Source organism: Amycolatopsis roodepoortensis (assembly GCF_024628825.1).
In the GTDB taxonomy this organism is placed as follows: Bacteria; Actinomycetota; Actinomycetes; order Mycobacteriales; family Pseudonocardiaceae; genus Amycolatopsis; species Amycolatopsis roodepoortensis.
The window spans coordinates 6,585,635-6,606,325 of sequence record NZ_CP102415.1; the positions used below are offsets into that span (position 1 = coordinate 6,585,635).

Below are 20,691 nucleotides of genomic sequence, written 5' to 3' on the forward strand. Positions count from 1 at the left end.
GATTCCTCGGCCATGGCCATTTCGCGGCCGTGAATCGCTTCCGGCGTCGCTCTGATGGCCTTTAACGTCTTCGGCGTCCGGGAATTCCGGATGGGATTTTCCGAAACACTCTCACATTATTTGCGGAAAGGGAATCCATGCGTCCGTACGTCAAGGTCGCCGCATTGGCCGGGGCCGCGCTCACCGTGGCGCTCCTGCCGGCCACCGCCGCACAGGCGGCTCCGGCGCCCGTTTCGGGCAGTGATCCGATCATTACCTGCGAATCCGGCTACCACGGCTGGATGCGCCGGGCCGGGAAGGACGCGATCTGCCTCAAACCGGGCACGCGCACCTGGGACGTCAAGGTGTTCGAATGCGCCGGGGATCTGACGGTCCATTTCAAGAACGGCCAGAAGGCCTATTGCGGGGGAAACATGAAGATCGGCCTCGATCTGGCCGTCCAGTCCAATGTCGTCAAGACCGTTGTGGGGAACCGATGAAGAAGAAGCTGTTCGCCGTCGTCCCGGTCGCGCTGGCAGGCACCCTGCTGATGGCACCGTCCGCTTCGGCGGCGTCGAAGGTCTGTGAGGGCGGACCGCTGATGGGCGGGAAGACGAAGGTCGTCGAGGTGAGCGCGGGGCAGAGCATCGACATCACCGTGCACAACCACGACTACCGGGGAATGCTCGTCCAGATCATCGACGACGTCTTCGACAAGGGCCTCTGGAGCGGGGCGATCGCGCCGGGCAAGGAGCGCACGGTCAAGCACGGCGTGCTCGGGGAGCCGCCGGTGTATCACAAGATCCGGTTCGAGGTGACGTCCAACCTGTCGAACAACTACACGTACCGGATCTCTTCGGACCGCTGCTACTGATGCGTTTCGTCCTCTGGATGCGGTAGTCGCACGCGCAAGGACCGCATCCAGAGGACTGAATGCGGGATTCAGGGCTTGAGGAGGCCGCGGACGGTGTCGATGGTGTCGGCGTCGGCGGCCTCCTTGTCCGGCCGGTACCGCACGACCCGCGCGAAGCGCAGCGCCAGCCCGCCCGGATACCGCGTGCTCACCTGGGCCCCGTCGAGTTCGATCTCGACGACGAGCTCCGGCCGCACGTGGACCACCCAATCCGTGCGGTGGGTCTCGATCTCCTGGAACGTCTTCGTCTGCCAGGCCAGCAGCTCGTCGGTCATCCCCTTGAACGTCTTGCCGACCATGATCGGCGGCCCGCCGTCGGGGTCGCGGGCGCCGAGATGCAGATTCGACAGGGTGCCGGTGCGCCTGCCGTGACCCCATTCCGCGGCGAGGACGACCAGGTCGATCGTGTGCACCGGTTTCACCTTGAGCCACGCGCGCCCGCGCCTGCCCGCCGCGTACGGCGACGCGAGGTCCTTGACCATCACGCCTTCGTGCCCGGCGGCCATCGCCGCTTCCAGCACCGCCTCGGCCGAGGCGGGCGCGATCTCGCCCGGGATGACGTGCTCACCCGCGACCTTCCGCAGGGCGACGTTGCGCTCGGACAGCGGGGCGTCCAGCAGGTCGACGCCGTCGAGGTGCAGGCAGTCGAAGAAGTACGGCCGCAGCAACAGCGCCTTGACCTGTTCATCTCGGGTGCTGCCGAACCGGCTCATCGTCTCCTGGAACGGCCTCGGCCTGCCCTCGTCGGTCAGCGCCAGTGTCTCGCCGTCGAGCACCACCGACGTGCAGGGCAGGGAGCGCACCAGATCCACCAGCTCGCCGACGCTGCCGGTGATCTCCCGCAGCGTCCGCGTGTAGACGTGCACCTCGTCGCCTTCGCGGTGGACCTGGATCCGCGCACCGTCCATTTTGTACTCGACGAGCGCGTCGGCGTGCTCGGTGATCGCCTCGTCCAGCGACTCCGCCGGGGAGGCCAGCATCGGCCGGATCGGCCTGCCCAAGGCCAGTTTGAATTCCGCCAGCCGCTCCTGGCCGCCGGTCATCGCGGCCAGGCCCGTCACCGGGAGCTGCCCGGACAGCATGAACGCCCGCCGGACGTCCTCGGCCGGGATCCCGGCCGCCGCCGCGATGGCGTCCACCATGATCCCTTCGAGCGCGCCCTGCCGCAGCTCGCCGGTGAGCAGCCGGATCAGGAAGTCCTGCTCGTCCTTGGTCATCTTGCCGAACAACGCCCGCAACGTCTCCGCGCGCAGCTTCACCGAACCCGAACCCGACGCCGCCCCCACCGTGCCGAGTGCCGTGTCGACCTCGGCCACGGTCAACGACGGCTCGGCGGCGGGGGCCGTCTTCAGCTCGGCCAGCGTCCGCCAGCCGGCGCCGATACGGCCCTGCGTCGGCTGGCCGGTGAGGAACGCGATGACCGCGGGCAGCTCCAGCTCGCCCGCGGCGCGCAGGACCGCGGCCAGGGTGGCGATCTTCGCCTTCCTGGACCTCGTGGCGGCCAGCTCGGCCGACGCGGTCACCACCTCGGTGAGCAACATGGATCCATCATGGACCCGGGCACCGACAGTTTCGCGCCGAGCACGTAGTGAGGGCCTCCCTTCCTACCCTCAAGGTAGGGAAGGAGGCCTTCACGGACTCGGGCTCAGGCGTGCGCGGGATCGGCGACCCAGCTGGCGAGCAGGCGGAGCGCGCGTTCGCTGTCGGAGCCGGGCTCGGCGGTGTAGATCACCAGGGCCTGGTCCGGATCGGCGGGCAACCGCAGCGTCTCGTAGCGCAGCCGGAGTTCACCCACGATCGGGTTGACCATCACCTTCCACGCGTGCGCCTTCTCGCGCACGGTGTGCTTCGCCCACAGCTTCCGGAACTCCTCGCTGCCGAGGGAGAGCTCGCCGACCAGCTGGGCGAGGTACGGGTCGTCCGGATACCGCCCGCTCTCGGAGCGCAGGTTCGCCACGATCTCCTTCGCGACCGTTTCCCACTCCGGGTGCAGCCCGCGAGCCTCCTCGTCGAGGAAGAACATCTTCGGGACGTTGCGCTCACCCGCCGGTCGCGCGGCGAAGTCGAAGGAGAGCGAGCCGCCCAGGGAATTCCAGGCGAGTACGTCTCCGTACCGGCCGAGGACGAGCGCCGGGGACTGGATGGCGTTCAGCATCAGCTGGAGTTCGGGGCGGATCCGCTGCGCCTTCGGCCGTGCGACGCGCCTGCGTTTCGGGGCGGCGAGATTGCGCAGGTAGGCCTCCTCGTCGCGATGCAGCCGCAGCGCGCGGCTCAGCGAGTCGAGGACGGAGTCGGACACGTTGCGCGCCCGGCCCTGCTCCAGCCGCGTGTAGTAGTCGACGCTGATCCCGGCCAGCTGTGCCAGCTCCTCGCGGCGCAGCCCGGCGACCCGCCGCTGGTTGAACCCCGTCGGCAGGCCGAGGTCCGCCGGGTCCAGCGCGGCCCTGCGTGCCTTGAGGAAGTCGCCCAGTTCGGCCGTCTCGGTCATGGTCCCGAGTATCCCGGATCGCCGGCGGTGCGTGCCTGGTCCTGACAGACCCAGGCTGGCCGCGAGGCCCGGCCGGCGGTGGCCGAGGCGTGTCGCGAAAGCCACTTTCGCGACGTCTGATGTCCCGAAAGTGGCTTTCGCGACGAGGCCGCGGCGGCTGAGCGGGGGCGGGGTCGTTGTGAGGGGTGAAGCGAACGTGGCGCCGACTTCGCGATGAGACGGCGACCCTCCCCGGCGCACAGTGTCCACAAGGGACAACGCCCGTCGATCGCACGTCCGGTTGGCGGCATTATGTCCGGTTCTCGCTGGGTCGTGAGTGGCAAAGAGGGTTAGAACGATCATTGCCACTCACGACCCTCGCGCGAGAACGCCCAGATTGGACACGGTTGGTGAGCTTGGCGTCCTTTATGGACAGTGGCGGGGCATTTCAGGCCTCACAGGGCGGCTTGCCGCGCTGCGGAACACGGCACTTATGGCCCTGTCCTTAAAGTGCGATTTGGCTCTTCGCTATGGACCAAAAGGCGGCCATCGTGAGGGGCATGGACAACGAACGAAGAGGCGTGACGGTCGGCGTACTGGGGGTGCTGATCGTCGGCGCGTCCGTGCCCGTGACGGGAATGCTCGACGCCTATCCGGTGATCACCGGGCAGGCGCTGCGGTACGCGCTGGCCGGGGTGCTCCTGCTGGCGTGGGCGCGACTGAGCGGACGCCCGTTGCCGTTGCCGGGCGCGCGCGACCTCCCGTCGCTGATCGCCCTCGCGGCGACCGGGATGATCGGCTTCCAGGCGTGCCTGCTGTTCGCGCAGCGTTACGCCGAGCCGGGCCTGGTCGCCGCGTTCCTCGGCGGAACGCCGCTCGTGCTCGCGCTCGCGGGCCCGCTGGCCAAGGGGAAGAGGCCTTCACTGGCGCCGGTGACCGGGGCGGTGCTCGCCGGCCTCGGGATCGCCGTGCTCTCGGGCGGCGGTGCGGCGCGCTGGCAAGGTCTGGTGCTCGCGGCGCTGGCGATGGTGTGCGAAGCGCTCTTCACGCTGCTCGCCGTCGGCGTGCTCGAGAGGCTCGGGCCGTTGGCGACCGCGACCTGGGGTTGTTTCGCCGCGGGCGCGGGCGGCGCGATCGTCGGGGCGATCGCCGACCCGTCCGGCGCCTGGAGGTGGCCGGACGGGCGTGAGCTGATCGCGCTCGGCTACCTGACGGTCGTCGTCACCGCGATCGCGTTCCTTCTTTGGTATTCGGCGGTTTCGGCGCTGGGCGCGGACCGGGCCGGGGTGCTGGTCGGGCTGATGCCGGTCTCCGGCCTCGCCGTCTCGCTCCTGCTCGGCATGCAGGATTTCCGCTTCTCCCAGGTGATCGGAGTCGCGCTGGTGTCTTCAGGCGTCGCGATCGGCCTGCGCCGTCGCGAGCTCGGCGAGCCTGGCGCACTTGACGTCGAAGTGCTTGACGACGTCGCCGCCGATGATCGCGACCATGACCGAGCGCAGCGGCCCGCCCATGGTGACCTTCTGGACGAATTCCGTCCCGCCGTCGACCTCGGTCAGGGTCAGCACGAGATCCATGGCGCCCAAGGGAATCGGCTGGCGAAGGGCGATCTCGCGATCCTCGGCGAAGGACGTGATCGTGAACGGCTCGGCGACCCGTGAGTGCACGCGGCCGCGGAATCCGTTCGGTACGAGGAAACCGGTCGAGCCCACTGCGGCAGGGCCGTGCAGTTCGACGCCGACGAGGTCGGGATCCCAGTCGGGCCACCGGGTGAAGTCGGCCAGCGGCGCCCAGAGCGCGGACGGCGGGCAGGGGAGGATCTCGCGGGACGTTCTGGTCCAGGTCATACCCCGGACGATATACGGAACTGTAAGTCTCGTAAACTGGGGTCATGGCGAGAGGCAGGCCGAGGGAAGAAGGAATCGACGACGCGGTCCGCGAGGCCGTGCGGGCGTTGCTGACCGAAACCGGTTACCAGCGCTGCACGATCGACGCGGTCGCGGCGCGGGCCGGGGTCGGCAAGGCCGCGGTGTACCGGCGGTGGCGGTCGAAGGCGGAGCTCGTGTTCGCCGCGGTGATCCACCCCGTCGAGCTCGAACCACCGTCGGACACCGGCTCGCTGCGGGGTGACGTGGCCGCGGTCCTCACGGTGATCCAGTCCTCTTTGGACGGTGCAGGACTCCGGCAGGCGCTGCCCTCGCTGCTCGCCGACGTCCGGGCGGACCCGGCGCTGGAAACGCGGTTCGGCGAGGTGTTCCTCGGCCGTGAACGCGGCTATCTGGTCCAGATGCTGGATCGGGCCGTCGCGAGAGGGGAACTCTCGCGACGGCCCGATCCGGCTCTCGTGCACGCGCTTCTGCTCGGCCCGATGCTGACGTGGCTGCACCTGTTCACCGAGACACCGCCTTCGGGTGGGCTGGCGGCTTCGCTCGCCTCACCGCTTCATGCGGCTGTGGTCGCCCTCGGCGCTTAGCGGCCTCCGCGCGCCATGCGGAGTACGTCGAGAGCCTCGTCCAACTGGGCTTCGGTGAGCTTCCCGTTCGCGACGTGACCGCGTTCGATCACGACCTCGCGGATCGTCTTCAGCTCCTTGAGTGCCTGCTTCGCGATCGCGGCGGCTTCTTCGTAGCCGATGTAGGAGTTCAGCGGCGTCACGATCGACGGCGAACCTTCGGCGTACTCGCGCGCGCGGTCGGCGTTCACCGTCACGCCCGCGAACACCTTGTCCGCCAGCAGCCGCGAGACGGCCGCGATCAGCCGCGCCGATTCGAGCACGTTGCGCGCGATCACCGGCAGGTTCACGTTGAGCTGGAAGTTGCCAGCCGCGCCGGCGAAGGCCACCGCCGCGTCGTTGCCGATCACCTGGGCGACCACCTGCAGCGTCGCCTCCGGGATCACCGGGTTCACCTTGCCCGGCATGATCGACGAACCCGGCTGGAGATCCGGCAGCGCCAGTTCGGCGAGCCCGGTGCGCGGGCCGGAACCCAGCCAGCGCAGGTCGTTCGCGATCTTGTTCAGCGAAACGGCGACCGTGCGCAGATGCCCGGACGTCTCCACGACGCTGTCCTGCGTCGCCTGCGCCTCGAAGTGGTCACGCGCCTCGGTCAGCGGGAGACCGGTCACCGAAGCCAGTTCCTGCGAGACCGCCGCGCCGAAACCCTCGGGCGCGTTCAGCCCGGAACCGACCGCGGTCCCGCCGATCGGCAGTTCACCGAGCCGCGGCAGGCCCGACTTCAGCCGCTCGACCCCGAACCGGACCTGCGACGCCCACGCGCCCGCCTCCTGGCCGAAGGTGATCGGCACGGCGTCCATCAGGTGCGTGCGGCCGGACTTCACGATGTCCGCCCATTCGCCCGCCCGCGTCTCGATCGCGGCGGCCAGGTACTCCAGCGCCGGGATCACGTCCGAGAGCACTGCTTCCGTCGCGGCGACGTGGATCGTCGTCGGGAAGGTGTCGTTCGAGGACTGCGAGGCGTTGACGTGGTCGTTCGGGTGCACGTCGCGGCCCAGCGCCTTCGACGCGAGCGTGGCGATGACCTCGTTGGCGTTCATGTTCGACGACGTCCCGGAACCCGTCTGGAACACGTCGATCGGGAAATGCGCGTCGTGCAGGCCCTCGGCGACCTCGTCGGCGGCCTTCGCGATGGCCTCGGCGACCTCGGCGTCCAGCACGCCGAGCCGCGCGTTGACCCGCGCCGCGGCGGCCTTCAGCAGGCCGAGCGCGCGAATCTGGGCGCGCTCCAGGCCCCGGCCGGAGATCGGGAAGTTCTCGACGGCGCGCTGCGTCTGCGCGCGGTAGAGGGCGTCGACGGGGACGCGCACCTCGCCCATGGTGTCGTGTTCGATCCGGTATTCCTGTTCAGCCATACCCCAAGTCTCGCGCAGCGCCTCGCGGCGCGCTCCGTGTCTTTCGGCACGCGAGGGCTAGGATCGAATGTGTTCTCGATCACGCCGCCCACCACCGGCCGGGAGAGTGCCGAATGAGCGAGTCCGCTGGGGAAACGTCGTACGACCTCGTCATCATCGGGGCCGGTCCGACGGGTCTGTTCGCCGCCTACTACGCGGGATTCCGCGGCCTTTCGATGGCCGTCGTGGATTCACTGCCGGAAGCCGGCGGCCAGGTCACCGCGATGTACCCCGAAAAGATGATCTACGACGTCGGCGGGTTCGCCGAGGTCCGTGGCCGCGATCTGGTGCGGGGCCTGCTCGATCAGGCCGCGCCGTTCGAACCGGCGTATCTGCTCGGGCGCAAGGCCGAGAAACTCGAAAGCGTCGAAGGCGGCATCACCGTCACCCTCGACGGCGGGCAGGTCCTGCGCGCCGGCGCGGTGCTGATCACCGCCGGGATCGGCGAATTCACCCCGCGGCCGCTGCCCGCCGGCGACGGCTGGCTCGGGCGCGGCATGGTCCATTTCGTGCCCTCGCTGAAAGTGCACGAAGGGCAGCACGTGGTCGTCGTCGGCGGCGGGGACTCGGCGTTCGACTGGGTGCTCGCGCTCCACCCGGTCGTCGCGAGCGTCACCCTCGTGCACCGGCGCGCGAAGTTCCGCGCGGCCGAGTCGATCGTGCGGCAGGCGCGGGAACTGGGCGTCCGGATCGTCACCGACGCCGAGGTCACCCGGTTCCTCGACCGCGACGGCACGCTGGCGGAGGTCGAGATCCAGGTCAAGGGCGCCGAACCCGAGATCCTGCGCGCCGACACGGTCGTCGCCGCGCTCGGTTTCACCGCGGATCTCGGGCCGATCGAAAGCTGGGGACTCCAGATCGACCACCGCGCGATCGCCGTCGACTCGACCATGGCGACGCCGCGGGAGCGGGTGTACGCGGCGGGCGACGTCGCGGCGTATCCGGGGAAGGTGAAGCTGATCGCCACCGGATTCGGGGAAGCGGCGACGGCGGTGAACAACATCGCGGTCATGCTGGACCCGGACGCGCATCTGTTCCCCGGCCACTCGAGCAACGCCGAGTAGCGTCACGCCGCTGGCGGCGTGATCTTCTCCGCGATCCACTGCGCGTACGCCACCACCGAAGTCGCGATCGACGGCGAAGTCGCGCACACCGGGTCCGCGTTACCCGGACGGCTGATGGTGCCCAGCAGCACCCACTTCTCGTCCATCTTGGCGATCTCCGGCCCGCCGGAATCGCCGTAGCACGAACCCGTGTTCCCGCCGGGGTTGTCGGTGCACAACTCGACGGCACCGTCGAACTTCGCGGTGCACCGCACGCCTTCGACGATCTTCGTGTCCAGCTGCTGCAGCTTCGCCGGACCCTTGCCACAGCCCGAAGTCGGGCACGTCTGGCCCCAGCCGAGCAGCCGCGTCGGCGTCCCGGGCGCGACGACGGCCCCGATCGTGATCGGCGCCGCCTTCACCGGGGCGGTCAGCCGCACCAGGGCGAGATCACCGCCCGCGTGCTCGGGTTCGGGGTTGTAGGACGGGTTCACGACGATCTCGGCGAGCTTCGCGATCTCACCGCCCTGGGTGTTGTCGGTGCTGCCGATCCGCGCGCTCAGGTTCGCCGGGTTCTTGCCCTCGACACAGTGCCCGGCCGTCACCAGCCAGTCCGCCGCGATCAGCGTCCCGGCGCAGAAAGCCTTGCCGGAGGCCGAATGCAGGGACGCGATGAACGGATACGGCTCGTCGGCCTCTCTGCCGCCGACGAGGTCGCCCGCGCCCGTGGCCTGCCCGGCCGGCGTGAGGAGCATCGCCGCGAGCAGGACCACGAGCACGCGCTTGAGCACGGTTTCTCCTTAGGGGAGCGGGGGAACTACGTCGTCTTCCAGCGAATCGTCGAGGTGGCCGTCGAAGTTGACGGACGAGTACGAGCGGAGCTTGGTCAGCCGGTGGTAGCCGTCGATCATCCGGACCGTGCCGGACTTCGAGCGCATCACGATCGACTGGGTCGTCGCGCCGCCCGCGCGGTAGTGCACGCCGCGCAGCAGGTCGCCGTCGGTGACGCCGGTGGCGCAGAAGAACACGTTGTCACCGCGGACGAGGTCGTCGTTGCCGAGCACGCGGTCGAGGTCGTGGCCAGCGGCCAGCGCCTTCTCGCGCTCCGCGTCGTCCTTCGGCCACAGACGGCCCTGCAGTTCGCCGCCGAGGCACTTCATCGCGCAGGCGGCGATGATGCCTTCGGGGGTGCCGCCGATGCCGAGCAGCATGTCGACGCCGGTGCTCGGCCGGGCCGCGGCGATCGCGCCCGCGACGTCGCCGTCGGAGATGAAGCGGATCCGGGCGCCCGCCTCGCGGACCTCCTTGATCAGCTTTTCGTGCCGCGGCCGGTCGAGGATGCACACGGTGACGTCGGAGACGCTGGAGTTCTTGGCCTTCGCGACCCGGCGGATGTTCTCCGCGATCGGCGCGGCCAGGTCGACCTTGCCCGCGGCGTCCGGTCCGACGGCGAGCTTCTCCATGTAGAACACCGCGGACGGGTCGAACATCGCGCCGCGTTCGGCGACCGCGAGCACGGCGAGCGCGTTCGGCATGCCCTTGGCCATCAGGGTCGTGCCGTCGACCGGGTCGACCGCGACGTCGCAGTCCGGCCCGTCGCCGTTGCCGACCTCTTCCCCGTTGAACAGCATCGGGGCTTCGTCCTTCTCGCCCTCGCCGATGACGACGACACCGCGCATCGACACGGTCGAGACCAGCTGGCGCATCGCGTCCACCGCGGCACCGTCCCCGCCGATCTTGTCCCCGCGCCCGACCCAGCGGCCCGCGGCCATCGCGGCGGCTTCGGTCACGCGGACCAATTCCATCGCGAGGTTGCGGTCGGGGGCTTCGGGGCGTCGAGAAGAGCTGGCGGACGAGGTGGGGGTGGGCATGCGGCCTCCCGGGTCAGGAACTCGGCGGGGTCCCAGTCTCTCAGATACCCACGGCGGTTCGGTGGCACAGGAGCATGGTGAACGTCACTGACCGTCGCCGGTCTCGTCCTCGACGGACGAAAGCGCCGCCTCGATCCGCTCGCGCGCGCCCTCGAGGTGGTGCTCGCAGACCTTCGCCAGCTGCTCGCCCTTCTCCCAGAGGGCGAGCGACTGTTCCAGGGACAGCCCGCCCGCTTCGAGCTCGCGGACGACCTCGACGAGCCTGTCGCGGGCCTGTTCGTAGCCGAGTTCGGCGGTCTCGCTCACGCTGTGCTTCCTTCTACCGGACGTCGGTGCTTGCCGATACCCGCGCACACTACCGCGCCGGCCATGGCGTTGTCGTAACCCACGAAGGCGAGGGCGAACTCCTGGCCGTCACCCTCCGCGATCGCCGCGACCAGGTTCTCCTGGGCCCGCGCCACCCGTTTGCGGTGCACCGTGCCGTCCGCGAACCACCATCGGATGCCGACGTGTTCGGCCGTCGCTTCGGAGAGCTTGCGCAGCTGGGCGTCGAGGCCGCGCTTGATGGCGAAGTCGCATCCGGCCAGCAGCACCGTCCAGCACTCGCCGGCCGCGCGGTCGGTCAGCAGCGCGTTGCGCAGCACCTCGGGCGCGTCGGCACGTCTCGCGGCGTCGATGGTCAAAGGCAGGAAACTCGCCGTCAACGCTCCTCCTCCGGCGTACCCGACACGACGGCGCCGAGCGCGCCGTCGACCACGCGGACGCGCAGTTTCGCGCCGTCCGCGACTTCGGAGACGGACCGGAGTACCTGGAGGTTGCCTTCCGCGTCGGTGTACTGCACCACGGCGTAGCCGCGTTCGAGGGTCGCCGCCGGGCCGAGCGCGGTCAGCCGCGCGCGGGCGCTGGCGATCTCGGCCTGGTCCTTCGCGAGCAGCGTGAGCATCGCGCGCCGCCCGCGTTCGCGGTGGATCTCGACGTCGTCCGAGCGCCGCTGGATCGGGCCGAGCGGGTCGGCGAGCACGGGACGGCTGCGCATCTGGTTCAGCAGCCTGACCTGGGTGTCCACCCAGCCGTGCAGCGCCCGGCGGCCGCGATCACGCATCTGGCGGACGCGCTGGGTCTCCTCGCGCACGTCGGGCACGATCCGCTTGCTGGCGTCGGTCGGTGTCGAGCAGCGGAGATCGGCGACGTGGTCGAGCAGCGGGGTGTCGGGCTCGTGCCCGATGGCGCTGACCACCGGCGTCCCGGCCGCGGACACGGCGCGGCACAGCGCCTCGTCGGAGAACGGCAGCAGGTCTTCCACACTGCCGCCACCGCGCGCGATCACGATGACGTCGATATCCGGATCACGGTCCAGTTTGGACAGTGCCTGGAGGATCTGCGGGACGGCGAGCGAACCCTGCACGGCGGTGTTGATCACCTTGAACGCGACATGCGGCCAGCGGGCCTGCGCGTTCACCAGCACGTCGCGTTCGGCGGCCGACGCGCGGCCGGTGATCAGCCCGATTCCCTTGGGCAGGAAGGGAATCTTGCGTTTGCGTTCGGGCGCGAACAGGCCCTCGGCGGCCAGCAGCCGCCGCAGCCGCTCGATCCGCGCCAGCAGCTCGCCGATGCCGACCGCGCGGATCTCGTTGGCGCGCAGGCTCAGCGAACCGCGGTTCATGAAGAACGTCGGCTTCGCGTGCACCACGACGCTCGCGCCCTCGCGCAGCGGCGGTTCGATCGTGCGCAGCAAACCCATCGGGCAGGTCACCGACATCGAGACGTCCGCGGACGGGTCGCGCAGCGTCAGGAACGCGGTGTTGGTGCCCTGGCGGGCCGAGATCTGCGTGACCTGGCCTTCGACCCAGACCGCGCCGAGCCGGTTGATCCACTCGCCGACCTTGCGGGCGACCGTGCGGACCGGCCACGGGTTTTCGGCGGTGGTGGACGGACCCGCCGTCGCGGAGGTGGGTTCGGCGCTCACTGGCCTTCCGCGCTGTCGCCGTCGCCGTCGGCCTTCTTCACGTTGCCGATGCGCCGCGCGAGCATGCCGACGAACGAAGCCCTGTCGGCGTTCGCCTTTTCGTAGGTCAGCAGCTCTTCCAGCTGCGCGAGGTCGAACCGGCGCAGGCGGGCGCGCAGCTGCGGCAGGGTGAGCGTGTCGTAGTCGTCCAGCCCGGCGGGGCCGGAGGTGACGGGCGCGCTCGCGTTGCCGGCCGCGCTGTCGAACTCGCCGTCGGCGTGGTCCTCGGCGAGCGCGCGCTCCTCCTCGGCCCACGGGTCTTCGGTGAGGGCTTCGAGGTCGTGCAGGCGCCCGTTCGTCTCGGCGCGCGGCTCGGGGACCTCGGCGTCCTCTCGCAGCGGGATGACGCACGAGTCACGCTCGTACCGGCGTTCGCCGAGGTCCGGCGGGAGATCTTCGTCGAAGGTGGCCCAGCTGGGCGTGTCCTCGACCGGGCGGAGGCCCGACAGGACGTCGTCGCCCTTGATCGCGAGTTCGGTGACGTGCTGCTGGACGCGCATGGAGAACTGGAGCACCTGGCTGACCACCGTGACGGGGAGCCCGGTGAGCTGCTTGGGAAGTTCGCGAACCCGCTCGGCGGTGGTGACGGCGAGGCCCGCGGCGACCCGGAGGGGGAGCGGGAGAGGCTTCATGCGTCTAGCCTGCCGTATCCGGGCCATCCTGCCCAACCGAACGGGTGTGTCGGCTCACCGGACGTGACTCCACGCACATCCTTTGGAGGGGTTCCCTGGTCACCTGAACGTGAGTGCGAGGAGCCCCCGGGGCAGCCCGTACCCTGGGGGCATGAGTTCTGCGAGTCCCGGAATCACGCCCGCCGGCAGTCCGACGATCACCGAGTCCGGTGTGCCGGCAGGTGGCAAACGTGTCCTGCTCGCCAAACCACGCGGCTACTGCGCCGGTGTCGACCGCGCGGTCATCGCCGTCGAGAAGGCACTCGAGCTCTACGGCGCACCGGTGTACGTGCGCAAGGAGATCGTGCACAACCGGCACGTCGTGGACACCCTGCGCGAACGCGGCGTGATCTTCGTCGACGAGACCTCCGAGGTGCCGGAAGGCGCGCTGGTGGTGTTCTCCGCGCACGGTGTCTCGCCCGCGGTGCACGCCGAGGCCGCCGAGCGCAACCTGCGGACCATCGACGCGACCTGCCCGCTCGTGACGAAGGTGCACAAGGAAGTCAACCGGTTCGCGAAGGACGACTACGACATCCTGCTGATCGGTCACGAAGGCCACGAAGAGGTCGAAGGCACGGCCGGCGAGGCCCCCGACAAGGTGCAGCTCGTCGACACCGCCGAAGACGTCGACAAGGTCGAGATCCGCGACCCGTCGAAGGTCATCTGGCTGTCGCAGACCACCCTTTCGGTCGACGAGACCATGGAACGCGTCGATCAGCTGCGGGACAGGTTCCCCGGCTTGGCCGACCCGCCCAGTGACGACATCTGCTACGCCACCACGAACCGGCAGGTCGCGGTCAAGGCCATGGCCGCCGAGTGCGACCTGGTGCTGGTGGTCGGTTCGCAGAACTCGTCCAACTCGAAGCGGCTGGTCGAGGTCGCGCTGAAGGCGGGGGCGCGCGCGTCGCACCTGGTCGACTTCGCGCACGAAGTCGACGAAGCGTGGCTCGAAGGTGTCGAGACCGTCGGTGTCACCAGCGGTGCTTCGGTGCCGGAGGTGCTGGTCATGGACCTGCTGGCGTGGCTGGCCGAGCGCGGCTGGGACAGCGTCGACGAGGTCACCACGGCCAACGAGAAGATCGCTTTCGCGCTGCCGCACGAGCTGCGCAAGGCCGCTAAGGCCTGACCTTCCTTACGAGAAAGGGCCGTCCGAGGAGTTCCTCGGGCGGCCCCTTCTTTTGATCGGGCTCAAGCGCTGGTCAGCGGCTCACGTGGGAGCAAAGGTCCCTTGCTTCAGCGCTCGTCTTCCCACGGCCGGCGGCGAGGCGGCTGCCCTCCGCGGCGCGGGTCGTCCGCGCGCGGCGGACGGCGGCGCGGGGCACCGGGGGCGCTTTCGCCGCGGGGGTCGCGACGGCGCGGTTCGCCGTCTTCCGGCGGACGCGGCCGCCGGGGCTGACGTCCGGGAGGCGGCGGCTTGCGGGCGCCGGGCTCGGCGTCACGGCGGGGACGGCGCTCGTCGTCGACCGGTGGGCGGCGGCGGGGCGGCGCACCGTCACGCGGCGCGCTGTCTCGCGGAGCGCCGCGGCGGGACGGCGGGGGCGGGGTCTGGCCGGTGCGGGACGCGGGACGGCCACGGCCCGGCGCGGCGGCCGCGGCGGGCCGGGCGGCGGGTTTGCCCTCGTCGCGACGTTCCGGTTTGGTACCCGGCTTCACCTTGACCGGAGCGTCGGGATCGCGCTCGCGGTAGATCCGGAAGACACCGATCGCCAAGGTGACGCCGGTGGTGATGGCCATCGTCGGGAAGCCGTTGATCAGCGGCGTGCCGACGTCGAAGGCTCTCGACAGCAGATCCGTGCCCTTGCTGCCGTCCGAGGTCAGGAGGATGACCCCCGGGACGGTCACGGCGAGGACCAGGGGCGGCTGCACCATCGGGCCGAACAGCCCGCGGCGCTGGACGGCCACCACGGCGGCCACCGCGCCGAGCGCGTAGCAGGCCTTGAACAGCAGGCCCAGGTCCTTCTGCATCATCATGTCGACGAAGGCGCCAAGGATGGCGAGCCCGAAACCCACCAGGACGGCCGCCCACCAGGGCAACCCGCGCCTGGCGCCGACGAGCGGACGCTCGTCCCAGGCAACGGGGACGTCGTCGGCATCAGGATCGCTCTGGCGATCGCGAATCGCGGTCACAGGTCCCACCGTATATCCAAGCTGCGGGCATACCGCCAACAGGCGGTGTGTCTATCGCCTGGTAGTGGTCATTCCGGACCACCCGGACGGACTGTCCGGATGCTTACCGGAAGTACTACGCGTGAGGGGCGGACAAGGTTGTCGGACCCGGCGAAATGGAGCCTCCGATTCCGGAAGTCGCAGGTAGAGAGGTGCGGTCCGCATCCGGCTCGTGAGTGGTCAGGACGGTTCTAACCGTCCTGACCACTCACGAGGCCGTCTGCCCGAGCGGCTACTGGACGTGCTTGGTGGGCGCTCGATGGTCACCCCTCACGGCGGGACTGTGTGGATTTCTGGTCGTCCAACGCACCAAAACCCACACAGTGGGGCGCCGCATGGCCGCTGACCTGCCCTGGCGCTCCCCGCGACGCCGTCGCGAAAGCCACTTTCGGGACATCAGACGTCGCGAAAGTGGCTTTCGCGACACGTCAGTCGCCCTCAAGCCACTCACGAGGCCGGGAGTTCGTCCGCCTTCCTGATCAGCGGGACCGGCGCCGGGCTGCCCGCGGCGTCGGTCAGCGGCGAGACCGTGCTCCGGAAGCTTTCGAGCGCCTCCAGCTCCCGCCGCCGGGCCGAGATGAAGCGCTGCAGGTGGGTGCTCGACAGGTTCAGCGCGTCGACCGCGTTGCCCGCGGCCCGGTGCGCGGCCGCGGCACCCGCCCGGACCTGCTCGACGTCCTCGACCAGCGCCCGTTCGGTCGCGGCGAACAGCGCGGCGGAGGCCAGCACGGCGAACCCGGTCGGCCCGCAGAGGAAGACCCGCCGGTCCAGCATCCAGCGCAGCAGTTCCGGGTCGGTGTCCAGCGCGGCCACCACGGCCGCGTCGGAGGGGACGAACATGATCGTCCCGTAGATCGCGTCGGCCCAGCGCTGGTAGCCCTTGCCCGCCAGCTCGGCCGCCCGCGACCGGAGCTGCCGGACGTGGACCCGCAGCGCGTCCAGCCGTTCTTCCGGGTCGTCGGTCTCGACGGCCTCGGCCCAGCACGCCATGCTCGCCTTCGCGTCCACCGGCACGGTCCGGCCGCCGCCGACCCGCAGCACCATGTCCGGTTTCGCGGCGCCGCCGCCAGCCAGATCCGTTTGCAGCGTGAAGTGCAGCTCCTCGCGGAGCCCGAGCGCGCGTGCGGTCTCCAGGAGCACCTGCTCGCCCAGCTCGCCCCGGCCGCTGATCGAGGCGAACGCGACCTCGTACCGGCGCAACGCGAGCTGCTGCTGATCCGCCTTCGCCCGCTCGGCCGCGACCTGTTTCGCCGCCGCGTCCGCCCGCCGCATGCCGTCGTTGTACAGCCGCCACAACAGCGCGACGGCCGCGAGCAGCAGCAACGCGAGCACGACGGCCGCGGTGGTGATCACCGTCGCCACCGGTACCTCCCCTCCGGATCCGAGTCGGGGACATCATGGCGGAACCCACCGACAAAAACGGAGCGGCGTGGTCGCGCTCCGTATCTGACCTGCGCCGTCCCCGGCGTGTCGGAAAGCGCAGTGCCGTCAAGGGCGCGCCTCCCCTCTCCGGCCGGTGTGCGGCCCTACCTTGGGCTGCGTGAAGCTCCTGCACACGTCCGACTGGCATATCGGCCGTACCTTCCACGGCGCCGATCTGCTCGCCGAGCAGGAAACCGTGCTCGGCCACCTCGCCGACCTCGTGGCCGCCGAATCGGTCGACGTCGTGCTCGTGTCCGGGGACATCTACGACCGCGCGGTGCCCTCGGCGGAGGCCGTCCGCGTGGCCACCACCGCGCTGGGCAGGATCCGCCAGGCCGGGGCGGCACTGGTGATGACACCGGGCAACCACGACTCCGCGCCGCGGCTGGGCGCGTTCGCCGAGTTCGCCGCGGCGGGCGGGCTGCATCTGCGCGCCACGATCGACGGGCTCGCCGAGCCGGTGCTGCTGTCCGACGAGCACGGCGAGGTCGCCCTCTACGGGATCCCGTACCTCGAACCGGAGCCCGCGCGACACGCCCTCGGCGTGCCCGAGTCCCGCGGTCACACCGGCGTGCTCACCGAAGCGATGCGGCGGATCCGTGAGGATCTCGCCGGACGGCCCTCCGGAACGCGGTCGGTGGTGCTCGCGCACGCCTTCGTCACCGGCGGCGAGCCGACCGACTCCGAGCGGACCATCGCGGTCGGCGGCGTCGAGCAGGTGCCGGGTTCGGTGTTCGACGGCGTCGACTACGTCGCGCTCGGCCACCTGCACGGCCCGCAGACCCTCGCCGAGCACCTGCGCTATTCGGGCAGTCCGCTGGCGTACTCGTTTTCCGAGACGCGCCAACGGAAATCGGTCTGGCTGGTGGAGCTCGGCGCCGACGGGCTCGCCGAGGTCCGGCGGCATGAACTGCCGGTGCCGCGCCACCTCGCGATGCTGCGCGGCGAGCTGGCGGATCTCCTTTCGGATCCGGAGCACGACGGCCTCACCGAACACTTCCTTTCCTTCACGGTCACCGACCGGGTCCGCCCGATCGACGCCATGCGCAAACTGCGTGAGCGGTTTCCGTACGCGGTGCACATGGACTGGCAGCCGGAAGGCGGGCACGACGGTGCCGTGCTGAAGTACGCCGAAGCCGTCCGCGGGCGATCCGACGTCGAGATCACCCGGAGTTTCCTGGAGGACTGCCGCGGGTCCGCGCCGTCGGAGAGCGAGGAGCGGCTGGTGCTGGCGGCGCTGGGCGCGGCGGGCAGGGAGCGCGAGGTATGAGGCTGCACCGGTTGGAGGTCGCCGCTTTCGGTCCGTACGCGGGCCGAGAGGTGGTGGACTTCGACGCGCTCGGTGCCGACGGGCTGTTCCTTCTGCACGGTGACACCGGCGCGGGGAAGACGACCCTGCTCGACGCGATCGCGTTCGCGTTGTTCGGCACCGTTCCGGGCGCGCGCGGCGAGGTCAAACGGCTGCGCTGCGACCTCGCCGAGCCCGACCAGGTCACCGAGGTCGTCCTCGAACTGACCGTGCAGGGCCAGCGGATGCGGATCGCGCGCAACCCCGAGTACCAGCGGCCGAAGCGCCGTGGCGAGGGGATGACCCTTCAGCAGGCGAAGGCGGTGCTGAGCTGGGTCGGCACGGTCCCCGCCGGACACGTGGCCGAGGGCATCACACGGATCGACGAGGTCGCGCGCACGGTCGAGCGGCTCATCGGCATGACGCACGAGCAGTTCTTCCAGGTGGTCCTGCTGCCGCAGGGCGAATTCGCGCGGTTCCTGCGCGCGAGCACGGCCGAACGCGAGGAATTGCTGGAGCGGCTATTCGGCACCGAGCGCTTCTCCGACGTCGAGAACTGGTTCGCGAATCTGCGTGCCGAGCGCGGCCGCGAGTTGCACGCGCAGCAGCAGACGTTGCGGGAGTGGGTCGCCCGGTTCGCGCAGGTCGCGAGGCAGGAACCGCCCGAGGAAGGGCAGGCGGAGTGGGCCGGAGAGGTGCTCGCCGAGTCGGCACGGCGCGTCGCCGAAGCACAGGAGCGCGACACGAAGGCACGTACGGCGGCCAAGAAGGCCGAAGCGGTCTGGCAGGAGAACCGGTCCATCGCCGAACGGATCCGCCGGGTGCGCACCGCCTACACGCGGCTGTCGGTGATCGCCGAGCAGGCGGGCCAGCGTGCGGAGTGGGCGGAGGAGGTCGAGGCGGCGCATCGCGCGGCGGGTGTCGTCGCGGAGGCGGACCTCCTTGAACGCAGGCTCGATCAGCTCGCGGAAGCCGAAGCCGTTGAGGCGCTCCGGGCTCAGGAAGTACCGGACGCGGCGGAGAGTCCGGCCGCCGAGCTTCGCGCTCGCGCCGGCGGGTTGCGGGAAGAAGCGGGTGCGCTCGCCGAACTCGTGGCGGAAAGCGAGCAGCAGCAACAGGACCTGATCCGCCGCGAGCAGCTGAACGCCATAGCCGAGAAGGTGAAGAAGCAGGCCGAAGACTTCGCCGCCGAGCTGGGCGCGGCGCCCGAGCAGGTCGCGGCTTTGCGGGCCGAAACGGCCGCTGCCGCCGAAGCGGAAGCGAAGCTCGACGGCGCCCGCGCTCGCGTCGACGAGCTGACCGCCCTGGCTCGCGACGCCGAAGAGGTGCCCAAGACACGTCAGGCCGTCGAGCGCGCACGCGCGGCGGTCAGCGAGGCCGTGGACGGCCATCAGCAGGCCCGTCAGCACCGGCTGGACCTGCGGGAACGGCGTCTCGAAGGAATGGCGGCCGAACTCGCCGCCGGCCTCCGCGACGGCGAGGACTGCCCGGTCTGCGGGTCGGCGGAGCATCCGTCGCCGGCGACGCACACCGGTGGTCTGGTCGATCCGGCGGACGAACGCCGCGCCGAAGCCGCGGAACAGCAGGCGCACGCGCGGCGCGAGAAGACGAAAGCCGCGTTGCAGGAGGCCGAAAACCGCCTGGCCGTTTTGATCGAGCGGTTGGGCGAGCACACCGCCGGGACACTGCGGTCCGGGCTCGCCGAAGCGCGCGACTTGGTCGCCAAGCTGTCGGAAACGGCTCGTCGAAAGCCCGCTCTCGAGACGCGGCTCCTCGAACTGGAACGGAAGATCGAGCAGCTGACCGAACGGCGCGGGGCGGCCGAACGCCGCGCGGTCGAGGTCGCGACCGAGGTGCGCGGGCTGACCGAGCGGCTGGCCGAACGCGAGCGCCGGTTGGAGGCCGCACGCGGCGAGTTCGCCGACGTCGCCGCACGACGGCGTCATCTGCTCGGCTTCGCGACCCGCCTCGACGCCCTCGCCGAAGCGCGGCTGGCTGTCGCGGGTGCCCGCGAGCGGCGTGACGAGCAAGCGAAACTGGTCAAGGAAGCGTTGCGGGCCAAGGGTTTCGCGGACCTCGACGAGATGCGCGCCGCGGCGCGGCCGGACGAGCAGATCACGAAGCTGGAAGCCAGTCTCGCCGACGCCAAGGTGATGGAGCGGGCCGCCAAGGAGGAACTCGCGCAACCCGAGTTGTTCGGCATCTCGCCGGAGGACGAGATCGACGTCGGCGCTTCGGCGGACGCGGCGCAGGAGACCCGGGCCGAGGCCGAGCAGGCTTTCGCGGCACTGCGGACGGCGAAGACGCGGCACACGGATCTGACCGCGCTGGCCGAGCGGATGACGTCCTTGATGACGGAGCTGGCGCCGGTCGAAGAGGGGTACCTCGAACTGAAGGCGCTGGCCGAGGTGGTCAACGGTCGTGGGCAGAACGCGCGGAAGATGTCGCTGCGCTCGTACGTACTCGCGGCGCGGCTTGAAGAGGTCGCGGTCGCGGCGACGGCTCGCCTGCGGACGATGAGTCAGGGCCGCTACTCCTTCGTGCATTCCGACGCGGCCGGGGCGCGGGGCACCCGCGGCGGGCTCGGCCTCGACGTGCTCGACGACTACTCCGGCACCATCCGGCCCGCGAAGACGCTTTCGGGTGGTGAGTCCTTCCTCGCGTCACTCTCGCTGGCCCTGGGACTCGCGGACGTCGTCGCCGCCGAAACCGGCGGAGCGCTGCTGGACACGCTGTTCATCGACGAGGGCTTCGGCACGCTGGACGCCGAAACGCTCGACATCGTCATGAACATCCTCGACGAGCTTCGCGCCGGCGGCCGCGTGGTCGGACTGGTGTCGCACGTGGAGGAGCTGCGGCAGCGGATCCCGACGCGGCTGCGGATCCGGAAGTCGCGTACGGGCTCTTCGGTGGAGATCCACGCCGCCTGACCGGTTGCCTCGTGAGTGGTAAAGACGGTTAGA

Annotated in this window: 19 protein-coding genes and 1 pseudogene; 8 read left to right on the forward strand and 12 right to left on the reverse strand. The window is 70.3% G+C overall.

The window, feature by feature from the left end; genetic code table 11:
• Positions 1-137 precede the first annotated feature (137 nt).
• Both NQK81_RS31570 and NQK81_RS31575 read left to right on the forward strand, forming a co-directional pair.
• Positions 138-479, forward strand: a complete 342-nt coding sequence (locus NQK81_RS31570; protein WP_126737522.1) for a hypothetical protein — start codon at positions 138-140, stop codon at positions 477-479.
• Positions 476-853: a hypothetical protein gene (locus tag NQK81_RS31575; RefSeq protein WP_125791894.1), complete on the forward strand. Its 378-nt coding sequence runs from the start codon at positions 476-478 to the stop codon at positions 851-853. The genes NQK81_RS31570 and NQK81_RS31575 overlap by 4 nt, the downstream gene beginning before the upstream one ends.
• 68 nt (positions 854-921) lie before the next feature.
• On the opposite strand, the gene NQK81_RS31580 is transcribed toward NQK81_RS31575, so the two are convergent.
• Both NQK81_RS31580 and NQK81_RS31585 read right to left on the reverse strand, forming a co-directional pair.
• Entirely contained in the window at positions 922-2,433 is a 1,512-nt protein-coding gene (locus NQK81_RS31580; protein ID WP_257484396.1) for an ATP-dependent DNA ligase, read from the reverse strand.
• 104 nt (positions 2,434-2,537) lie between these two features.
• Complete coding sequence (locus NQK81_RS31585) at positions 2,538-3,380, reverse strand: helix-turn-helix transcriptional regulator (protein ID WP_257484397.1); 843 nt, start codon at positions 3,378-3,380, stop codon at positions 2,538-2,540.
• 539 nt (positions 3,381-3,919) lie between these two features.
• On the opposite strand from NQK81_RS31585, the pseudogene NQK81_RS31590 reads away from it, so the two are divergent.
• Positions 3,920-4,702: pseudogene (locus tag NQK81_RS31590) on the forward strand (DMT family transporter); the annotation flags it as partial.
• A gap of 45 nt (positions 4,703-4,747) precedes the next feature.
• On the opposite strand, the gene NQK81_RS45465 reads toward NQK81_RS31590, so the two are convergent.
• Positions 4,748-5,203, reverse strand: a complete 456-nt coding sequence (locus tag NQK81_RS45465; RefSeq protein ID WP_371878818.1) for an SRPBCC family protein — start codon at positions 5,201-5,203, stop codon at positions 4,748-4,750.
• Between the two features lie 44 nt (positions 5,204-5,247).
• Between NQK81_RS45465 and NQK81_RS31595 the strand changes: the two genes are divergently transcribed.
• Entirely contained in the window at positions 5,248-5,829 is a 582-nt protein-coding gene (locus NQK81_RS31595; protein ID WP_257484399.1) for a TetR/AcrR family transcriptional regulator, read from the forward strand.
• On the opposite strand, the gene NQK81_RS31600 is transcribed toward NQK81_RS31595, so the two are convergent.
• The gene (locus NQK81_RS31600) at positions 5,826-7,223 is read right to left on the reverse strand and encodes a class II fumarate hydratase (protein ID WP_126737492.1); all 1,398 of its coding nucleotides are present in this window, start codon (positions 7,221-7,223) and stop codon (positions 5,826-5,828) included. The two genes, NQK81_RS31595 and NQK81_RS31600, sit on opposite strands and share 4 nt — an antisense overlap.
• A gap of 113 nt (positions 7,224-7,336) precedes the next feature.
• Between NQK81_RS31600 and NQK81_RS31605 the strand changes: the two genes are divergently transcribed.
• On the forward strand, positions 7,337-8,326 hold the full coding sequence (locus tag NQK81_RS31605; protein WP_257484400.1) for an NAD(P)/FAD-dependent oxidoreductase: 990 nt from the start codon (positions 7,337-7,339) through the stop codon (positions 8,324-8,326).
• A 2-nt stretch (positions 8,327-8,328) separates the two neighbouring features.
• Here NQK81_RS31605 and NQK81_RS31610 read toward each other — a convergent pair whose 3' ends face one another.
• The 6 genes from NQK81_RS31610 to NQK81_RS31635 all read right to left on the reverse strand — a co-directional run bounded on the left by NQK81_RS31610 (position 8,329) and on the right by NQK81_RS31635 (position 12,813).
• Positions 8,329-9,096 (reverse strand): S1 family peptidase, encoded by a 768-nt coding sequence (locus tag NQK81_RS31610; protein ID WP_257484401.1) that lies wholly within the window; start codon positions 9,094-9,096, stop codon positions 8,329-8,331.
• 9 nt (positions 9,097-9,105) lie between these two features.
• Positions 9,106-10,176, reverse strand: coding sequence for a class II fructose-bisphosphatase (gene glpX / locus NQK81_RS31615; RefSeq protein WP_034305363.1), 1,071 nt, complete (start codon positions 10,174-10,176; stop codon positions 9,106-9,108).
• A gap of 84 nt (positions 10,177-10,260) precedes the next feature.
• On the reverse strand, positions 10,261-10,482 hold the full coding sequence (locus tag NQK81_RS31620) for an exodeoxyribonuclease VII small subunit (RefSeq protein WP_126737489.1): 222 nt from the start codon (positions 10,480-10,482) through the stop codon (positions 10,261-10,263).
• The gene (locus NQK81_RS31625) at positions 10,479-10,880 is read right to left on the reverse strand and encodes a hypothetical protein (protein WP_257484402.1); all 402 of its coding nucleotides are present in this window, start codon (positions 10,878-10,880) and stop codon (positions 10,479-10,481) included. The genes NQK81_RS31620 and NQK81_RS31625 overlap by 4 nt, the downstream gene beginning before the upstream one ends.
• On the reverse strand, positions 10,877-12,142 hold the full coding sequence (gene xseA / locus NQK81_RS31630; RefSeq protein ID WP_257484403.1) for an exodeoxyribonuclease VII large subunit: 1,266 nt from the start codon (positions 12,140-12,142) through the stop codon (positions 10,877-10,879). The genes NQK81_RS31625 and xseA overlap by 4 nt, the downstream gene beginning before the upstream one ends.
• Positions 12,139-12,813, reverse strand: a complete 675-nt coding sequence (locus tag NQK81_RS31635; RefSeq protein WP_257484404.1) for a lipid droplet-associated protein — start codon at positions 12,811-12,813, stop codon at positions 12,139-12,141. Before NQK81_RS31635 ends, xseA begins: the two co-directional genes overlap by 4 nt.
• A 151-nt stretch (positions 12,814-12,964) precedes the next feature.
• Here NQK81_RS31635 and NQK81_RS31640 point away from each other — a divergent pair, with 151 nt between their 5' ends.
• Entirely contained in the window at positions 12,965-13,978 is a 1,014-nt protein-coding gene (locus tag NQK81_RS31640; RefSeq protein ID WP_185927417.1) for a 4-hydroxy-3-methylbut-2-enyl diphosphate reductase, read from the forward strand.
• A gap of 107 nt (positions 13,979-14,085) precedes the next feature.
• On the opposite strand, the gene NQK81_RS31645 is transcribed toward NQK81_RS31640, so the two are convergent.
• Both NQK81_RS31645 and rmuC read right to left on the reverse strand, forming a co-directional pair.
• On the reverse strand, positions 14,086-14,979 hold the full coding sequence (locus NQK81_RS31645) for a DUF6542 domain-containing protein (protein ID WP_257484405.1): 894 nt from the start codon (positions 14,977-14,979) through the stop codon (positions 14,086-14,088).
• A 486-nt stretch (positions 14,980-15,465) separates the two neighbouring features.
• Positions 15,466-16,380: a DNA recombination protein RmuC gene (rmuC, locus tag NQK81_RS31650; protein ID WP_016337155.1), complete on the reverse strand. Its 915-nt coding sequence runs from the start codon at positions 16,378-16,380 to the stop codon at positions 15,466-15,468.
• A 178-nt stretch (positions 16,381-16,558) separates the two neighbouring features.
• Between rmuC and NQK81_RS31655 the strand changes: the two genes are divergently transcribed.
• Together NQK81_RS31655 and NQK81_RS31660 are read left to right on the forward strand one after the other, a co-directional pair.
• The gene (locus NQK81_RS31655) at positions 16,559-17,710 is read left to right on the forward strand and encodes an exonuclease SbcCD subunit D (RefSeq protein ID WP_257484406.1); all 1,152 of its coding nucleotides are present in this window, start codon (positions 16,559-16,561) and stop codon (positions 17,708-17,710) included.
• Positions 17,707-20,658 (forward strand): AAA family ATPase, encoded by a 2,952-nt coding sequence (locus NQK81_RS31660; protein ID WP_257484407.1) that lies wholly within the window; start codon positions 17,707-17,709, stop codon positions 20,656-20,658. Before NQK81_RS31655 ends, NQK81_RS31660 begins: the two co-directional genes overlap by 4 nt.
• Positions 20,659-20,691 lie beyond the last annotated feature (33 nt).

Bases quoted from the DNA above. Each gene is read 5' to 3' on its own strand.
- NQK81_RS31570 (WP_126737522.1), top strand. From the start codon at position 138: ATGCGTCCGTACGTCAAGGTCGCCGCATTGGCCGGGGCCGCGCTCACC.
- NQK81_RS31575 (WP_125791894.1), top strand. From the start codon at position 476: ATGAAGAAGAAGCTGTTCGCCGTCGTCCCGGTCGCGCTGGCAGGCACC.
- NQK81_RS31580 (WP_257484396.1), bottom strand. From the start codon at position 2,433: ATGTTGCTCACCGAGGTGGTGACCGCGTCGGCCGAGCTGGCCGCCACG.
- NQK81_RS31585 (WP_257484397.1), bottom strand. From the start codon at position 3,380: ATGACCGAGACGGCCGAACTGGGCGACTTCCTCAAGGCACGCAGGGCC.
- NQK81_RS45465 (WP_371878818.1), bottom strand. From the start codon at position 5,203: ATGACCTGGACCAGAACGTCCCGCGAGATCCTCCCCTGCCCGCCGTCC.
- NQK81_RS31595 (WP_257484399.1), top strand. From the start codon at position 5,248: ATGGCGAGAGGCAGGCCGAGGGAAGAAGGAATCGACGACGCGGTCCGC.
- NQK81_RS31600 (WP_126737492.1), bottom strand. From the start codon at position 7,223: ATGGCTGAACAGGAATACCGGATCGAACACGACACCATGGGCGAGGTG.
- NQK81_RS31605 (WP_257484400.1), top strand. From the start codon at position 7,337: ATGAGCGAGTCCGCTGGGGAAACGTCGTACGACCTCGTCATCATCGGG.
- glpX (WP_034305363.1), bottom strand. From the start codon at position 10,176: ATGCCCACCCCCACCTCGTCCGCCAGCTCTTCTCGACGCCCCGAAGCC.
- NQK81_RS31635 (WP_257484404.1), bottom strand. From the start codon at position 12,813: ATGAAGCCTCTCCCGCTCCCCCTCCGGGTCGCCGCGGGCCTCGCCGTC.
- NQK81_RS31640 (WP_185927417.1), top strand. From the start codon at position 12,965: ATGAGTTCTGCGAGTCCCGGAATCACGCCCGCCGGCAGTCCGACGATC.
- NQK81_RS31660 (WP_257484407.1), top strand. From the start codon at position 17,707: ATGAGGCTGCACCGGTTGGAGGTCGCCGCTTTCGGTCCGTACGCGGGC.